The sequence below is a fragment of the Iodidimonas nitroreducens genome (assembly GCA_000710935.1).
Classification (GTDB): domain Bacteria; phylum Pseudomonadota; class Alphaproteobacteria; order Sphingomonadales; family Rhodothalassiaceae; genus Iodidimonas; species Iodidimonas nitroreducens.
Genome location: BAYV01000004.1, coordinates 55,844 through 71,923, shown reverse-complemented (window position 1 = coordinate 71,923; position 16,080 = coordinate 55,844). Strand labels below are relative to the sequence as shown.

The following is a 16,080-nucleotide window of genomic DNA, read 5'->3' as shown; positions in this document are numbered from 1 at the left end:
CAAAAAGCTCTCTGCACAATCTAGATATGCGCCTTTCTGTCAAGCCCGTATCGGATATAAAAAGCCCAAAACACCTCTCGCCTATGGATGATCGCCCCGATCATCGCATAAACCGCCCGCCCAAGACCACCATTGCGGCGCTTTGGCCTGCAAAATTTCACGCGCCAAAAGTGCCTGCGCCACATCATCAAACAGAGCAAAGCAGGTGGCCCCCGATCCGCTCATCCGGGCCAGCCGCGCTCCGGGCAAAGTGGCAAGGGCGGCAATCAGATCGCCAATGGCCGGAGCAATCCCACAAGCCGCAGCATAAAGATCATTGCGGCTTTCCCGCGCCAGCCAATCCAGATCCTGCCATTCGATCCCGGCGGGCAAGGCAGGGGAAAAGGCCCCCGCCGCCTGTTTATAGGCCAAAAACACATCCGGTGTTGGCACCGGGCAACGGGGATTGGCCAAAATCACGCCCCAGGGCGGCGCCTCACCCGCCGGGCTGATCTGTTCGCCAATGCCCGCCACCCGCACGGGCCGGTTTTGCAGGCATGGCGGCACATCGGCCCCCAATCCTTGGGCCAAGGCCTGTAATTCATCCGCTGCGATGCTGTGTTCCCACAGTTTCAGGCAGGCTAAAAGGGCCGCTGCCGCATCGGCCGAGCCACCCCCCACCCCGGCAGCGACCGGAATGTTTTTGATCAGCCGCACATCATAGGAACCATTGATCCCCAGATGATCCTGCAAGCGCCGAATGGAACGGATTACCAGATTATCCTGATCGGCTTCGCCTGCCAAAGCCTGGGCCATCGGGCCTTCGATGCGCAAGCGAACATGGTTCTCGCCCGCTTCCCGGCCAAGGGCGCTGATCTCAAGACGATCATAAAGAGCGGGAAACACAAACAGGCTATCGAGCAGATGATAGCCATCATGCCGACGCCCGGTGATATGCAAAAACAGATTGATTTTGGCGGGCGCAAAAGCGGTCACATCGCTTATCTTGTCGATCATCCGATATCACTTCCCATCAGGGCCGTTGTTGGTCGGATGTTTTAGGGCCAAGAGAAGGCGATGTCATGGCAACGGTTCCAGCATTGTCCGTTTGTGCGGCGGCCACATCCTTTTCATGCTCTTTTTGGGCAAGCTCAAGACCGATCTGCAATTTCTTTTCGATCAGTGCCCGCTGATCGGCTTCGGGATCAGAGGCCAAAGCATGGTTCCATTGAAAGCGCGCTTCGGTGCGGCGGCCCACTTTCCAATAGGCGTCCCCCAGATGATCGTTCAATGTGGGATCGGATGGTTCCAAAATCACGGCCCGTTCCAGATGGCGCACCGCCTGTTTATAATCGCCCCGCAGATAATAGGCCCAGCCCAGACTATCGATGATAAAGCCATCATTAGGGCGCTGCGCCACCGCTTTTTCGATCATCTCGGTGCCTTGTTCCAGATTCATGCCCCGATCGATCCAGCTATAGCCCAGATAATTGAGCACCTGCGCCTGATCGGGATTAAGCTCCAGCGATTTCAGGAAATCCGCTTCCGCCTTATCGAATTGATCCGTGCGTTCATAGCCGATCCCGCGCGTGAAATATAAAAACCACGGGGCGACATCGGGATCATTGGTATTGAGATGAATGGCTTTGGTATAGGCGGCCACCGCAGGCTCGAATTTTTCATTGCTGCGATAGATATCCCCCAATGTTGCCCAGGCCTGCGCACTTTCAGGGCGCATCGCCAGATAGGTCTGCAACAGGTCGACCGCCTTTTCAAGATCACCCGCTTGATGGTGAATCCAGGCGGCCTGAAGCTGAGCATTTTCATAAACGCTCGCCTTTTTATTGATTTTATTCAGCTCTTTAAGGGCCAAATCCGTCAGTTCGGCCTCGACCAGCATATTGGCCAGCCGCAGATGGGCATCATCCATATCGGGTGAAAGAAAGCTTGCCAAACGCGCATAAACAATGGCCGGACGATGGGCGTCATCGCGATCAAGCTCCCCCGCCGCACGAAACATCACAAGGCTGACAGCGCCTGCGGGGGTCGCGGTCAAACGATCGGGGGTTTTACCCTCGCGCAATTGATCGCGCGCCTTCAGCAGAAAAGCATTATCGGTAAAGGCCTTCAAATATTCATCGATCACCGAAACAGCCTTGTCGCCCTCTCCCCGTCCTTGCAAAAAAGCGGCATAGGAAACAACCGGCTGCAAAGAGGCCATCTGCGTGCCTTCAAGGGCGGCCAGATAAGCGGCCCGCGCCGCATCATCCTGCTTTAGATAATCGAGCAGATAGGCCCGATGGGCCGCCGCAAAAGGCTTTAAAGCGGCCATCTGATCAAGGGGGCGAAGAGCGATGAGCGCAGCATCGCGCTGGCCCAGGGCTGCATGAATCCAGGCCGCCGCAATGGGGGCCACCAGCATTTCAAAGCCCCCCGTGCGCAAGCTATCGATATAGCTTTGTGCTTGTTTATAGCGCCCGCTTTTGAGGGAATCGAGGGCCAGAAACAGGGTGGCAAGGCTGTTATCGGAATCGCGCGCATAAAGCCTGCGGGCCACCACAGCTGCCTGATCAAAGCGCCCATCGGTGAGCAGCGTGATAAAGGCCCGGCTCAAGATCATGCTATTGCCGGGGTCCTGATCAGCGGCCCTTAGCAGATAATCAGCGGCCCGGGGATCACCCGTTTGATGGGCAAAGCGGCCTGCAACATAGCTGCCAAAATCCACCTCGCCCAGCGGAGCACTGGCAAAATTAAAGCCTTCCTGTTCTTGCGCAACAGAACAGCCCGAGAGCAGGACGGTGGCCAGGATCAACCCTTTGGTGCGCATAAACGACATTCACATCTCTCCGATCAGGATCATCAGTCCACAGCACAATCCACAGCAATGGCACATTTTATTGTACCCGATTGGCGCATTCTGCCCTGCCACCATCATGGCAAGCCTACATATTGGGATAATTTGGCCCGCCGCCACCCTCTGGCACCACCCAATTGATATTTTGTGTGGGGTCCTTGATATCGCAGCTTTTGCAATGAACGCAATTTTGCGCATTGATCTGCAGGCGCGCCTGCCCCTCTTCCCGGCCAATGATTTCATAAACCCCTGCCGGACAATATCTTTGTTCCGGGGCTTCATAAAGCGGCAGATTGATCTTGATGGGCACATCAGGATCTTTCAACTGCAAATGCACGGGCTGATCTTCCTCGTGATTGGTATTGGATAAAAAAACCGAGGACAAGCGATCAAAGCTGATCACCCCATCGGGTTTGGGATAATGGATCTTTTGATGATCAGCCGCTTTTTCCGTGGCGCTATGATCGGCCTGCTGCTTGAAGGTCCAGGGGACGAGAAACCCAAGGCCGATGCTGTTGAGCCATAAATCAAGGCCGGAATAAAGCGTTCCCAAAGTCACCCCGAATTTATGCAGGGCCGGGCGGGCATTGCGCACCTGATGCAGATCCTTCCAGATCCATGATTGCTTCAGGGCTTCGGGATAGGCAGTCAGCATTTTGCCTGCTGTTGCCTCATCAGCCGCCACCCCATCAGCCACAGACTCATCAGCAAGCGCTGCATAGGCCGCATCGGCCGCCAGCATCCCGCTTTTCATGGCGCTATGCGATCCCTTGATGCGCGGCACATTGACAAAGCCCGCCGAACAGCCGATCAGCGCCCCGCCGGGAAAAACAAGGCGGGGGATGGATTGCAGCCCCCCTTCATTGATCGCCCGGGCGCCATAGGAAATACGCCGTCCCCCTTCCAGCAGGGGGCGGATGGCGGGATGCTGTTTCCAGCGCTGCATTTCCTCGAAAGGATAAAGCCACGGATTTTTATAATCGAGGGCAACAACAAAGCCGATGGCCAGTTGATGATCGTCCTGATGATAAATGAACCCGCCGCCGGCCACATCGCTGAGCGGCCAGCCCTGCGTATGGATCACCTTGCCCGGTTCATGCTTATCCGGCTCGATTTCCCATAGCTCCTTGATCCCGATGGCATAGGTCTGAGGCTCGCAATCCTTGCGCAGATCGTATTTTTCAAACAATCCCTTGGTCAGCGATCCGCGCACGCCTTCGGCAAAAAAAGTATAGCGGGCATGCAATTCCATGCCGGGCTGATAGCTTTCCTTATGGCTGCCATCCCGGGCCACACCCATATCGCCCGTGGCCACCCCGCGCACGGCGCCCTTATCATCATAAAGCACTTCGGCGACCGCAAAGCCGGGATAGATTTCAACGCCCAAAGCTTCGGCCCGTTCGGCCAGCCAGCGACACAGATTGCCCAGACTGCCCGTATAGCAGCCTTTATTGTTCATCAAGGGCGGTAAAAGCGCATGGGGAATGGATAGCTTGCCGGATTCGCGCAAGATCCAGTGATGATTAGAGCTCACCTCCAGGCGCAAAGGGCAATCGCTCTCCCGCCAATCGGGGATCAATTCATCAAGAGCAATGGGATCAACCACGGCCCCCGACAGGATATGGGCGCCCACTTCCGAGCCTTTTTCCAGAACGCACACGCTCAGCTCGCGCCCGTCTTTTTCCGCCTGTTGTCGCAATCTGATCGCTGCCGCAAGCCCGGCCGGGCCCGCACCCACGATCACGATATCAAATTCCATGGCGTCGCGTTCCATATCCTCGTCCTTTTCTCCGTCAGCCATAAGATCCACAAGGCCCGCAATTTATTTCAGAACCAGCACAGATGCTTTTATAGCTTATGCCCGCATCAATGACAGCCGGTCAAATAGGATAGGTTCGTTTCTATCATGATCGCCCCTTTCGTGATCGAATTTTATTGAGAAAAATGCCATAAACGCCATCATGTCAAAAATACCTTCATGATCATTTGAAAGATTTCCTCCACACAATGCCGTCTCATCATCCGACATCCGATCTTCAAAGCATGAAAAGCCGCGCTGAACTCAGCGCTTTGCTGTCATGGTATCTTGAGGCGGGTATCGATGACATCAGCGCAGATCAGCCCATTGATCGCTTTGCCGCCAGCCTCGAAAGTCACCACGCAAGCGAAATTGCGCGGCATATGCGGCCCCCTGAAGATGCACGCCCAGCGCCAAGGCCATCCGGGGCAACAATGTCCGCAGGGCAACCCCCCGCCCTTGTGATCGACGAGGCCCAAAGCGCGGCTTTGGGGGCGGCCAATTTAGGCGCGCTTGAAACCGCCCTTGCCAGCTATGAAGGCTGCGCCCTGAAGCGCACGGCGATGTCGTTGGTTTTTGCCGATGGCCCCCCAAAAGCCTGGCTGATGGTGATCGGCGATGCCCCCGGGGCCGAGGATGATCGATCCGGCATTCCCTTTTCCGGGCCGGGCGGTCAGTTGCTTGATCAGATGCTGGCCGCCATTGGCCTATCGCGCCAGACCGATGTGCATCTGGCTATGCTGGTGCCGTGGCGTCCGCCGGGCAATCGCGCCCCCAATGAAAAGGAAATCGCCCATTGCCTGCCCTTTTTGTGGCGTCATATCGCCCTTGTGGAACCGCAGATCGTGCTTTGTCTTGGCGGGGTTGTGGCGTCGGCCCTTTCGCACAATCATCGCACGATCACAAAGCTGCGCGGGCGCTGGCAAAAGCTTTCGCATGCGCTTTTTTCACCCGAAAATGGCCCCGATAATAGCCCGGAAAATAGCCAAAAAGATCTCGCCATGCTCACAAGCTGGCCCCCCGATATGCTTTTGAAACAACCGAGATTGAAAGCCGACGCTTGGGCGGATTTATTATCGCTTCGCCTGCATCTGGAAAAAAATCACGCCCCCCTCAATGGGCCGGACGAATGAGGCTCGCACCCGCGATGAACGCACTGGATCGCAAGCACCATAGGCTGGGACAATGGGGCCTCATCGCGGCGTTGATAATGCTGTGTTTTTCCCCTTCATCCCTGCTGGCTGATGATGGGGTTGAAAATAAAAGCCCCACAGCCGCCTCTTCTGCCCTTTCTGATGAAGCCAAGCCTGCTGCCACCGCAATCCGCATCCCCCCCATTTTATCTCCCGATGATCAGGCGCGCTATCGCCGGATTTTTGCTTTGCAAGCCGATGGCGCATGGAAAAAAGCCGATGCCATCATCCGCGATCTCGATGATCCTTTGCTGATGGGCCATGTGCTCTATCAACGCTATATGCACCCCACCGCCTATCGATCACGCTATCAGGAATTGAAAGACTGGCTGATCAACTATCGTGATCACCCCGGGGCTCAAAGGCTTTATGCCCTCGCCAAAAAACGTCAGGGAAAAGCCGCCCCGCCGCCCAAACCCCTGCCGATCAAAGGACTCTGGGGGGCTGCCCAAAAGCGCGAAGCGCCCCCCCCGCCGCCCCGCCGTTCCGATGATGAACTGTGGCAGGTGAAAGAAGCGTTGAAGCAGATCGCCCGGGAAAAACGTCGTCGCAATGGAGATCGCGCCGAAAAGCGCTATTGGGCGATCGAGCGCCTGCATCTTCTCACCCCCTCCGAAGAAGCCGGGGCCTTGGGCGATGTGGCTTTTGCCTATTTTTTTGAAGGTCTTGATCACAAAGCCCGGCTTTTCGCCTTGCGCGCCATAGCGATTTCACCTGAATTTTCCGGCGATGCGCGCTGGTATGGGGGGCTCGCCGCCTTCCGCCTAGGTGATTGCGCTGCGGCCACCCAGCTTTTTTCCGGTCTGGCCCAATCCCCTATGATGGGGGCTTGGCGGCGGGCCGGGGGGGCCTATTGGGCCGCACGGTCTTCATTTTTGTGCGGCAAGCCCGAAGATGTGAGCCGCTATCTGCACTTGGCAGCCCAAAATGGCGAAAGCTTTTATGGGTTGATCGCCCAAAGGCAATTGGGAATGCGCCCGCCGCAAAATTGGGACGCACCTGTTTTGCCCGCTCAATTTTTGGCCAATGATGGCAAAAATCCCGCCATCCGGCGCGCCATCGCGCTCGCACAGATCGGGGAAAGCCAAAAAGCCGATGAAGAAATGCGCGCCGTTCTGGGCCGCACGGATCGCACAGATTGGCCCGCCTTGGCGGCTTTGGCAGCCCATTTGGGCCTGCCGGCCAGCCAATTGCGGGTGGCCCGGGCGCTCGGGGATGCGGATCTATCCCTTGCCTTGCATTATCCCCTGCCCGATTGGACCCCCGATGGCGGCTTCAGCATCGATCGCGCTCTGATTTTTGCCATCATGCGTCAGGAATCGCAATTTTCCATCCGCGCCCGATCCGGCATGGGGGCTTCGGGGCTGATGCAGGTGATGCCCGCCACGGCCAGTTTCATTTCCGGCGATGCCTCTTTGCGCTGGCAGCAAAGCCGCCTTTATGACCCGGATTTCAATATGGCTTTGGGCCAGCAATATATTGAGCATCTGGCAAGTCTGCCGGTGGTGGAAGGCAATCTGTTCATGCTGGCGGGGGCCTATAATGCCGGTCCGGGCAATCTGGCGCGCTGGCGCCAAAGCATCGATTATAAAAATGATCCCTTGCTGTTCATCGAATCCCTGCCATCACGGGAAACCCGCGATTATATCGGGCGAATCGCTGCCAATCTGTGGCTTTATCGGATGCAATTAGGCCAGCCCACCCCCGGCCTTGATGCGGTGGCATCCGGGGCCTGGCCGCTTTTGGAACGGCTCGATGATCGGCTTGCCGCCGAAAGCGCCGGGCAATCCAAAGATATGACCCCAAGAGAAGAAAGCACCCACTATGCCCGGAATTGACGAAAGCCGCCCCTTCATCCCCGTTTCCATCGCTGTTTTGACCATTTCAGACAGCCGCACCCCTGAAACCGATGGTTCGGGTGATCTTTTGGTCGAGCGATTACAAAGCGCAGGCCATCGGCTGGCCGGGCGGGCGATCTGTGCCGATGAAATCGCCCGCATTCAAAAGCAACTCAACCAGTGGATTGATGCCGGTGATGTGGATGTGATCATCGCCACCGGCGGCACGGGGGTCACCGGCCGCGATGTGACGCCGGAAGCTTTTGAAGCCCTTTATGAAAAAGCCATCCCCGGCTTTGGCGAACTGTTTCGGATGCTGAGCTATCAACTGATCGGCACTTCAACCATTCAATCACGGGCCACCGCCGGGGTTTGCCGGGGCACCTATTTATTTGCCCTGCCCGGCTCCACGGGGGCGTGCCGCGATGGCTGGGATAAAATCCTGCGCGATCAATTGGATCATCGCTTTCGCCCGTGCAATTTCGTGGAATTGATGCCCCGCCTGCAGGAACGCTGAACCGGCTTTCAGGACCGCAGGATCGCCGCCCAGGCATCATCGCGCGCCCTTAAAAGGCCAAAGCGCAAAGATGACAGGGTTTTTTCCACAACTGGCGGAGGGATCTGCCCGACCCGGGAGGCAAAAGCCACCCCATGGACCTGCGCCAATTCCACAAAATAATCAATCAGCACCATCGCCCTTTCCATGAAAAGCGCTTCATGGGCATCGGGCGGAAAGCGTTGGGCGCGGCTGATGGCGGCATATTGGGCGGCATAATCGGCCATGATCGGCGGCCCCATGGCCCCCAAGGCCTCGCAAAAGCGGGCAAGGCGCATGGCATCATCCAAACCCTGAGGCAGATCGAAAGCCGGTGATGGGCAATTGGCCACGGCCTCCAATGAGGTGACGATCTCCTGAACCACGCCATCCAAATGATCAGCGATCACGGCGGGCTGACGGATCAATCCCGGCCCGGCCAGAATGCTGGCCACGGATGTCGGAACCGGGTCCTGTCCGCTGCCTTCATGATCTGCCATTAATTCATTGATCCATCGCTAAAGTGGGGCTCGAATTGAAAGACATCGGGCCGAAATCTTTCCGCCACAAAAATGGGGAGCTGATCGGCATAATGGGGCGACCCCTGATCAAGGGTCGCAGACCCGAATTGATGCACCGAAAAAGAGCGCACAGCCCCTTCCTGATCCCATTCCACAAGCTGAATATAGCTATCGCCCGCCATCGCATCCAATGTGCCATCCTCACCAAGGGATCGCCCGCCATACACCGCCCGCAAAGCATCCGGCCCACCGCCCAGCGTCATCCTCTGCGACCCACGGCGGATCTTGTTGATAGCGCCCCAAGGCACCTGCAGCCCGCCATGATGGGCGATCAGTTCATCCGCCGTTTGCCGCAAGGCCAAAGCCGGGTCCATATCCCAGCCATTGAATGCAAAGCCATGGATGGCTTTGAGGGTGCTGAGAATGATCAGAGCCGCCGCCGTACTTTCAGGCTCGGCCGTATTATCCCATGATAGCACAACATCCTGAGCCTTGGCCATGAAGGGATCATCCCGAAAATCAAGGCGTTCGATATATTTGACAAAGCGAACCATATTCGACGTGGGGGCATAGCTTTGATCATATTTGATGCGCAGAATATCTTCATGGCTGATCGCCGGATCGGCATCGAACAGGGCGAGCGCGCGCAAAGCCCGATTGGTGAGATGCTTCTCCACCGTCAAAGTGGGGGGGATGGCATTGCGGCCCAGATCATTTTCCCCCGCCGTGGCGCGCAAAGGCGTGCCATTGGCGCTGATCAGATAGCCCGCATCGGGGTTGATCAATTTGGGCACCGCGGCAAAAGGCAAGCGGCCCCGCCAAAGCAGATCGGGATCATCACCGGGCAGGATTTTGCTATAATCCGGGCCGGGTTTGCGATCAGGAATTGCGGCATTATAGATGAAGGCGATATTGCCCGCACGATCCGCATAAACCGTATTGAGGCTGGGCACCGCCTGCATGGCCATGGCATCCATCCATTGATCCATGCTGCCAGCCTTATTCATGCGGTACCATTGTTCTACCGCCCGCACATCCCCCGCCCCGGCATAGGCCATCGCCTTAAAACCCGATGGCGTTTCCAGAACCGGGCCATGCACGCTCCATAATAAAGGGCGCTTCACGGTCCAGGCAAAAGGCCCCCACAGATGCACCGGGATGCGGGCCGTGCCACGCTCGAAATCACGCCAGCCGCCATCATAGCGATAGGCCGTGGGGTCTTCGGGATCATCGACCTCAAGCTGATAGAAATCGACCAGATCAGGCTCATTCACCGTATGCGCCCAGCCCAGATCGCGATTATGGCCCACCAAAATCACCGGCGATCCGGGAAACAGCGCCCCCGCGCTTGCCCAGCCTTCGCCCGATTGCAGCCGCGCTTCATACCATGCCACCGGGCCGGTATAGGGCTGATGGGAATTGATCATCAGCCGGGTTTTGCCATCACTGCTGCGCGAAGGCGCCACCGCAAAGGCATTGGAGCCCAGATGCACCCCACCCGTAAGATGGAGAACCTGCTGTAAGGATCGATTGAGCGCCGATATCTTCTCGCCCCCGGCTGTGCCTGCATCCGCGCGCATCGCGTCTTTAATGATCCCTTCAAGGCCATAGAAAAAAGGCGCGCGAAACACGAAACCCGCCACCACATCCCGCCCGCTGGCCGGCAGGGCATAGGAACTGAAGCGACCGGGATGATCGGCGGCATAGGCATTGATGCCCGCAGCATAGGCTTCAACAACGGCCCGGATGGCAGGCGACAGATCGCGTTCATATCCGGCCGCCACTGTTTCATCCACCCGCAGTAACCGAACCAGATAATCGCTGGGTGCCGCCGCTGCCCCATCGCGCAGGGCCAAAGCACCCCGCGCCATCAGCAAAACGGTCTCGATGGTTTCCCAATCATCTTGCGCATGGGCATAGCCCAAACCAAAAGCCACATCGGCATCACGGGGGCCTTTGATACTTGGTACCCCGAAATCATCCCGGATGATGTCAGCATCATAGCTTTGGGCCACTTTTTTAGCGGCCGCCGCATCAAAATCACCGCCCGGCTGATAGCTGAGGATCAAAAGCCCTGATAAAACCACAAGCCCAAGAAGGGTCACGACGACCAGAATGCGCCGGGCTTTTTGCCCTATCATCGCCTTCATGCATCCACTTTCAATGATAAGGGCGACCAGCCCAGGCCATCCGATCCTTCGCCCGCAGGCAGGCGACCGATTTGTTGCCAGCTTTTGGCATCAATCACCGCAATTTCCGATGCATTGGTCATCGCCACATAAAGCCGCTGACCATCGGGTGAGAAAATCGCCGTAACCGGCACGGTTTCCCCGCCTTTGGCCGATTGCAGGGCGATGGTTTTAATCACCGCGCGGGTGGCATAATCGATCAGGCTGATGGTGCCATCCCGGGCATTGGTGGTGATGGCATGGCGGCCATCCGGATGCACCGCCACCCGGATCGGCATCCGCCCGGTTTTGATGGTGGCAAGAACCTCATGCGTTTGCGTATCGAAAATCGAAACGCTGTTATCCGTTCGACTGGACACCCAAAGCTCATTCTCATCAGGGCCAAGGGCGATGCCCTCGCTTTCCGGGCCGGATAAAACCGTGCGCACAACCGTGCCCGCCACCAGATCAATGACGCAATAAGACCCCGAGCCGATATTGGCCACATAAGCCCGCGTGCCATCTTCGCTCACCGCCAGCATATGCGAGACCTGCTGACCGGTTTCAATGCTTTGCACCACCTTGCCGCTTTCGATATTCACCACAATCAAAGCGCCACTGCCCTCGGTGGTGATCAAAAGGCGGCTGCCATCCGCCGAAAAAGCCAGCCCATGGGGGCGGCTATGGGGGGTAAGATCGATCACCTTCAAAGCGGTGGCAGTGGGCACATCATAAAGGCTGACCGTATGGCCCGGACGGGCCGCCGACCCATAGGCAACCACCGCCGCCATCGCCCCATCCGGCGAAATCGCCACCTCATGGGGGCCATGGCCCGAGGCACGGGTGGCCTTGATGATCCCAGTTTTCAAATCGATGAAACTGACTGTATCGGCAGATTTATTGCCCACCACCAGCGTTTGCGCCGATGAAGGATGGCCCGCTGCCAAAAGGCTTCCCAGCAGGACCAGAATCGCACCGCTGATCATCCGCATCCGCCATTTTATTTGAAGCATGATCTGCCCCCCAGCCTTATGCACCATCAGGGCCACAGCATTACCCCAATGGCTTGGCTTGTCCAGCGATCATCAGCCACAAGCACAGGCAAACAGTGGATAATTCTATAAAAATCCGTTTCAGAAAGTTTCCTCGATAAAAGGCCCCATAGCCTCGCAGGTAGGGCGATGGGTGAGATTGAGATGCAAGGGGCTGATCGCTATCCAGCCGCTGCGCACCAGCCCCAGATCGGTTTCGCGTCCGGGGCGGCCCGGTTCCCTTGATAAACGGAACCAGTAATAGGGCACCCCGCGCATATCCATTCTTTGCTCAACCTTCAGATGCCCCAGATCCCTTTGGCCCTGTTCGGCAATTTTCACCCCCAGAACCGCATCGGCATCGATGGAAGGAAAATTGATATTGATGAGCGTTTCCGCAGGCCAACCTTCGGCCAGCACCTTTTCGATCATCTTGCGGCCAAAGCTGCGCGCCGCACTCCAATTCGTGGGTTCGGGGAACGGCTTGATGGCCTGGCTCAAGGCTATCGAGGGGATGCCCGCCAAAGTGCCTTCCATCGCGGCGGCCACAGTCCCTGAATAGGTGACATCCTCGGCCAGATTGGCCCCGCGATTGATGCCGGATAATAACAGGGTTGGGCGCTGATCCTTCATGATATGATTAACCGCCAGCATCACGCTATCGGTGGGGGTGCCGCGCACCGCAAAGCGCTTTTCATCGATCTGGCGCAGGCGCAAAGGCTCGGTTAAAGTGAGGGAATGGCCCGCCCCCGATTGCTCGGAATCCGGAGCCACAACCCACACATCATCGGATAATTCCCGGGCGATCTCTTCGAGATAGCGCAAGCCCGTGGCATGGATCCCATCATCATTGCTGATCAGGATGCGTTCGGCGGAAATGGCTTGGCTCATGGCGCGATCCTTTCGATTGACCCCATATAGGGTTTAAGGGCATCCGGGATGCGGATCGATCCATCCGCAGTCTGGTAATTTTCCATAATGGCGATCAAAAGCCGCCCCACCGCCAGACCCGATCCATTGAGGGTATGCACGAAACGAGTTTTCTTCTCGCCCTTTGCCCGGCTGCGCAGGCGCATCCGCCGGGCCTGAAAATCACCGCACAGGCTACAGCTCGAAATCTCGCGATATTGATCCTGACCGGGCAGCCAGGCTTCGATATCATAGGTGGCGCGGGCCGAAAATCCCATATCGCCGGTGCACAAACGCATCACCCGATAGGGGATATGCAGGCGCTGTAAAACCGCCTCGGCGCATTGGACCATTCGGTCCAATTCCTGCGCCGATTGTTCCGGCGTGGTGATCGAAACCAGTTCCACCTTGCTGAATTGATGCTGTCGCAAAATGCCCCTTGTATCGCGCCCGGCGGCCCCGGCTTCCGATCTGAAACAGGGGGTCAGCGCCGTTACCCTTTGGGGGAGTTGATCTTCATCAAGGATTTGTTCGCGATCCAGATTGGTCAGCGTCACCTCGGCAGTAGGGATCAGCCAGTGTTCATCCCCCACGCGATAGAGATCTTCGGCAAATTTCGGTAATTGGCCGGTCCCGATCAGGGCATCGGAGCGCACCAGAAAAGGTGTGGCCACTTCCTGATAGCCATGCTCGGTGGTTTGCAGATCCAGCATGAACTGCCCCAGGGCCCGTTCTAAGCGGGCCAGCGCCCCGCGCAACACCACAAAGCGCGAGCCGGAAATCCGTGCCGCCGCCTCAAAATCCATCAGGCCCAAAGCCTCGCCCAATTCATAATGCTCTTTGGGGGCAAAGGTGAAGGCTGGCAGGTCGCCCACCTTGCGCACTTCCACATTATCGGCTTCATCGCGGCCATCGGGGGTATCATCAAGGGGCAGATTGGGCAGGCGCAAAAGCTGTTCTTCCAGGCTCTGTCCCAGTTCCCGCTCTTCCGTCTCCAAAGCGGCCATTTTATCCTTGATCTGCGCCACCTGATCCATCAACCCGTGCGCATCCTCGCCTTGCCGTTTGGCGATCCCGATGGCTTTCGATATCTCATTGCGCTCGGCCTGCGCTTCCTGCAATTGGGTGAGCAAGGCGCGACGGCGCTGATCAAGGGCTGCGAGATCACCCGCCACGGGGGCAAGGCCACGGCGGGCAAAGGCTTGATCCAGCATCTGCGGATCATCACGAAACAAAGCAATATCAAGCATGAAAAGCTATCCATCCGTCTGGCATGATTGCGGATCGGGATGCCGGATCAGCCTTGAAGCTCAGTCTTCAGCCGCTTTTTCCGACTGACGAGCCGCCCGCCGCGCAGACATCCCGATGGCGATGATTGATAGCTCGTAAAGCAGCAGGATCGGAATGCCAAGCCCGATCTGGCTGATGAGATCGGGCGGGGTGATCAAAGCCGCCATGGCAAAGGTGGCAACAACCGCATATTTGCGTTTTTGGCGCAGATCATCAGCGGTAATCAGCCCGGCCCGGCCCATCAGGGTCAGCAGAACCGGAAGCTGGAATGACAAGCCAAATGCCAAAATGAGCTTCATGATCAAAGACAGATATTCGCTGACTTTGGCTTCCAACTGAATGGCAAGCTGACCATCCCCCCCTGCCTGCTCAAAGCCAAGAAAAAATTCCCAGGCCATGGGGATGATGAGGTAATAAACCAAGGAAGCTCCCAGAACGAACAACACCGGGGTGGCAATCAAAAAGGGCAGAAATGCCTTTTTTTCATGCTTATAAAGGCCGGGGGCAACAAATTTCCAAACCTGAATGGCGATGATCGGAAAGGCCAGAAAAACAGCCCCGAAAAAAGCCACCTTCAGCTTGGTGAAAAAGGCTTCATGAAGGGCGGTGAAAATCATCCGCCGCCCTTCATGGCCCATCAGGGCGTTCGCTAAAGGTTTGGTGAGGAAATTATAGATCGGATCAACGACGAACCAGCAGCCGACAAAAGCCACACAAATCCCCACGACCGACCAGATCAACCGCGACCGCAATTCCATCAGATGTGCCATCAAGGGCATTTTGCCGCCCTCGATATCATCAATCAGCGGATCTTTGATCGCCATATCATCTTTCATGGTGGGAGCGGCCTCGCGATCAGCCACGGCTCACCTCATCAGCACGCACAGGCGCATCTATCAAAGGCGCAGCCATCGGCTCGGCAGCCGCAAGCGCGGCCTGCGATCCGTCCTTATGTGATTGACCATTGGACGATCCATCATTGGGCGATTCGTTGATCGGCGATGGGGTGTCTTCGCTCTGCGTGTTTTGCGATCCGGCATCTTGTGGCGCATCGGTTTTGGCGGTATTTCCCCGATAAGGCCGGGGGCCGCCATCCCCACCAACCTTGAGATCAGAGATTTTCGGCCCGGCTTTGACCTCCTCACCGGTGGTGGGGTCGATCAATCGCGTTAATTCGCGCTTTGGGTCCTTCATGGTCGCCTGATAGGCGCGGGCTTTTTTGCGCAGATCCTCAAGCTCGGTTTCGCGTGCCAAAGCATCCATATCGCTTTGAAATTTGCCTGCCATGGATCGCGCCTTCGACATCATCTGGCCCACGGCTTTCATCACCTTTGGCAGATCACGCGGACCCACAACGATCACGGCCACCACAGCGATCACCAGCATTTCAGTCCAGGCGATATCAAACATCGGCAGGCTTTCTCATCGCTGCATCAAGGTAGAACAGGCCCTGAGATAGAGAGACTCATTGCCAAATTCCCAGCAAAACACATCAAGCGCTTTTGCTGGCTCCATCAGCGGTCTCACCCACATTCTGGCTGGCGGCATCAGCGTTATTCACCCCGGCCTGGCTTTTCACGGCCCGCTTATCGGCGATCGCTTTGCGCTCCTTTGCCTGATCACTGTCATCAGCGGTGGATTTTTCAACCGCCGCTTCATCCTCGCGCAGGCCTTTTTTGAAACTGGTGATGCCCTTGGCTACATCGCCCATCAGATCAGAAATCTTACCACGGCCAAACAGCAAGATCACAACAACGGCGATCAGGGCGATTTGCCAAAAACCGATACTCATTTTCACTCTCCTGTTGTCCGCCGTCCGAAAGGATGGGGGTGATCTTCATCTCATTGCGCAAAACTAACCGCAAGCTACGCATCATCGCAAATACATGATGACGATTTATGGCATCATGGCGATATTCAAGGTCCGATGCAATGCACGCACTATAGCATAAGACAGCTTCTTC

The 16,080-nt window shown here is 56.9% G+C and carries 14 protein-coding genes; 3 read left to right on the top strand and 11 right to left on the bottom strand.

The features are described from left to right. Positions 1-81: 81 nt before the first annotated feature. The 3 genes from AQ1_RS01500 to AQ1_RS01490 form a co-directional block, all read right to left on the bottom strand. A complete protein-coding gene (locus tag AQ1_RS01500) occupies positions 82-996 on the bottom strand; it encodes a 4-(cytidine 5'-diphospho)-2-C-methyl-D-erythritol kinase (protein WP_052370724.1) in 915 nt (304 codons plus the stop codon). Between the two features lie 16 nt (positions 997-1,012). Then, positions 1,013-2,815, bottom strand: a complete 1,803-nt coding sequence (locus AQ1_RS01495) for a tetratricopeptide repeat protein (protein WP_081836982.1) — start codon at positions 2,813-2,815, stop codon at positions 1,013-1,015. 106 nt (positions 2,816-2,921) lie between these two features. Continuing rightward, positions 2,922-4,634, bottom strand: coding sequence for an electron transfer flavoprotein-ubiquinone oxidoreductase (locus AQ1_RS01490; RefSeq protein WP_462686901.1), 1,713 nt, complete (start codon positions 4,632-4,634; stop codon positions 2,922-2,924). 206 nt (positions 4,635-4,840) lie between these two features. Here AQ1_RS01490 and AQ1_RS01485 point away from each other — a divergent pair, with 206 nt between their 5' ends. Genes AQ1_RS01485 through moaB form a run of 3 tightly spaced genes read left to right on the top strand, consistent with a single transcriptional unit; the run spans position 4,841 to position 8,179 of the window. After that, positions 4,841-5,764, top strand: a complete 924-nt coding sequence (locus AQ1_RS01485; RefSeq protein ID WP_042083284.1) for a uracil-DNA glycosylase — start codon at positions 4,841-4,843, stop codon at positions 5,762-5,764. Beyond that, positions 5,761-7,662 (top strand): lytic transglycosylase domain-containing protein, encoded by a 1,902-nt coding sequence (locus AQ1_RS01480; RefSeq protein ID WP_081836981.1) that lies wholly within the window; start codon positions 5,761-5,763, stop codon positions 7,660-7,662. The genes AQ1_RS01485 and AQ1_RS01480 overlap by 4 nt, the downstream gene beginning before the upstream one ends. After that, positions 7,649-8,179, top strand: a complete 531-nt coding sequence (moaB, locus tag AQ1_RS01475) for a molybdenum cofactor biosynthesis protein B (protein ID WP_042083281.1) — start codon at positions 7,649-7,651, stop codon at positions 8,177-8,179. Before AQ1_RS01480 ends, moaB begins: the two co-directional genes overlap by 14 nt. Positions 8,180-8,187: 8 nt before the next feature. On the opposite strand, the gene AQ1_RS01470 is transcribed toward moaB, so the two are convergent. The 8 genes from AQ1_RS01470 to tatA form a co-directional block, all read right to left on the bottom strand. Next, complete coding sequence (locus AQ1_RS01470) at positions 8,188-8,697, bottom strand: hypothetical protein (RefSeq protein ID WP_042083278.1); 510 nt, start codon at positions 8,695-8,697, stop codon at positions 8,188-8,190. Next, positions 8,697-10,868 carry a penicillin acylase family protein gene (locus tag AQ1_RS01465; protein WP_052370717.1) on the bottom strand — a complete coding sequence of 724 codons (2,172 nt, stop codon included), beginning with the start codon at positions 10,866-10,868 and terminating at the stop codon, positions 8,697-8,699. Before AQ1_RS01465 ends, AQ1_RS01470 begins: the two co-directional genes overlap by 1 nt. Beyond that, complete coding sequence (locus AQ1_RS01460) at positions 10,865-11,899, bottom strand: YncE family protein (protein ID WP_161760367.1); 1,035 nt, start codon at positions 11,897-11,899, stop codon at positions 10,865-10,867. The genes AQ1_RS01465 and AQ1_RS01460 overlap by 4 nt, the downstream gene beginning before the upstream one ends. 120 nt (positions 11,900-12,019) lie before the next feature. After that, the gene (gene surE, locus AQ1_RS01455; protein WP_042083274.1) at positions 12,020-12,808 is read right to left on the bottom strand and encodes a 5'/3'-nucleotidase SurE; all 789 of its coding nucleotides are present in this window, start codon (positions 12,806-12,808) and stop codon (positions 12,020-12,022) included. Next, positions 12,805-14,076, bottom strand: a complete 1,272-nt coding sequence (gene serS, locus AQ1_RS01450) for a serine--tRNA ligase (RefSeq protein WP_042083271.1) — start codon at positions 14,074-14,076, stop codon at positions 12,805-12,807. Before serS ends, surE begins: the two co-directional genes overlap by 4 nt. A gap of 60 nt (positions 14,077-14,136) precedes the next feature. Continuing rightward, positions 14,137-14,979, bottom strand: a complete 843-nt coding sequence (gene tatC, locus AQ1_RS01445) for a twin-arginine translocase subunit TatC (protein WP_313979197.1) — start codon at positions 14,977-14,979, stop codon at positions 14,137-14,139. Then, entirely contained in the window at positions 14,972-15,526 is a 555-nt protein-coding gene (tatB, locus tag AQ1_RS14325; RefSeq protein ID WP_052370716.1) for a Sec-independent protein translocase protein TatB, read from the bottom strand. The genes tatC and tatB overlap by 8 nt, the downstream gene beginning before the upstream one ends. An 82-nt stretch (positions 15,527-15,608) precedes the next feature. Further along, a complete protein-coding gene (gene tatA, locus AQ1_RS01435) occupies positions 15,609-15,908 on the bottom strand; it encodes a twin-arginine translocase TatA/TatE family subunit (RefSeq protein ID WP_042083270.1) in 300 nt (99 codons plus the stop codon). Positions 15,909-16,080 lie beyond the last annotated feature (172 nt).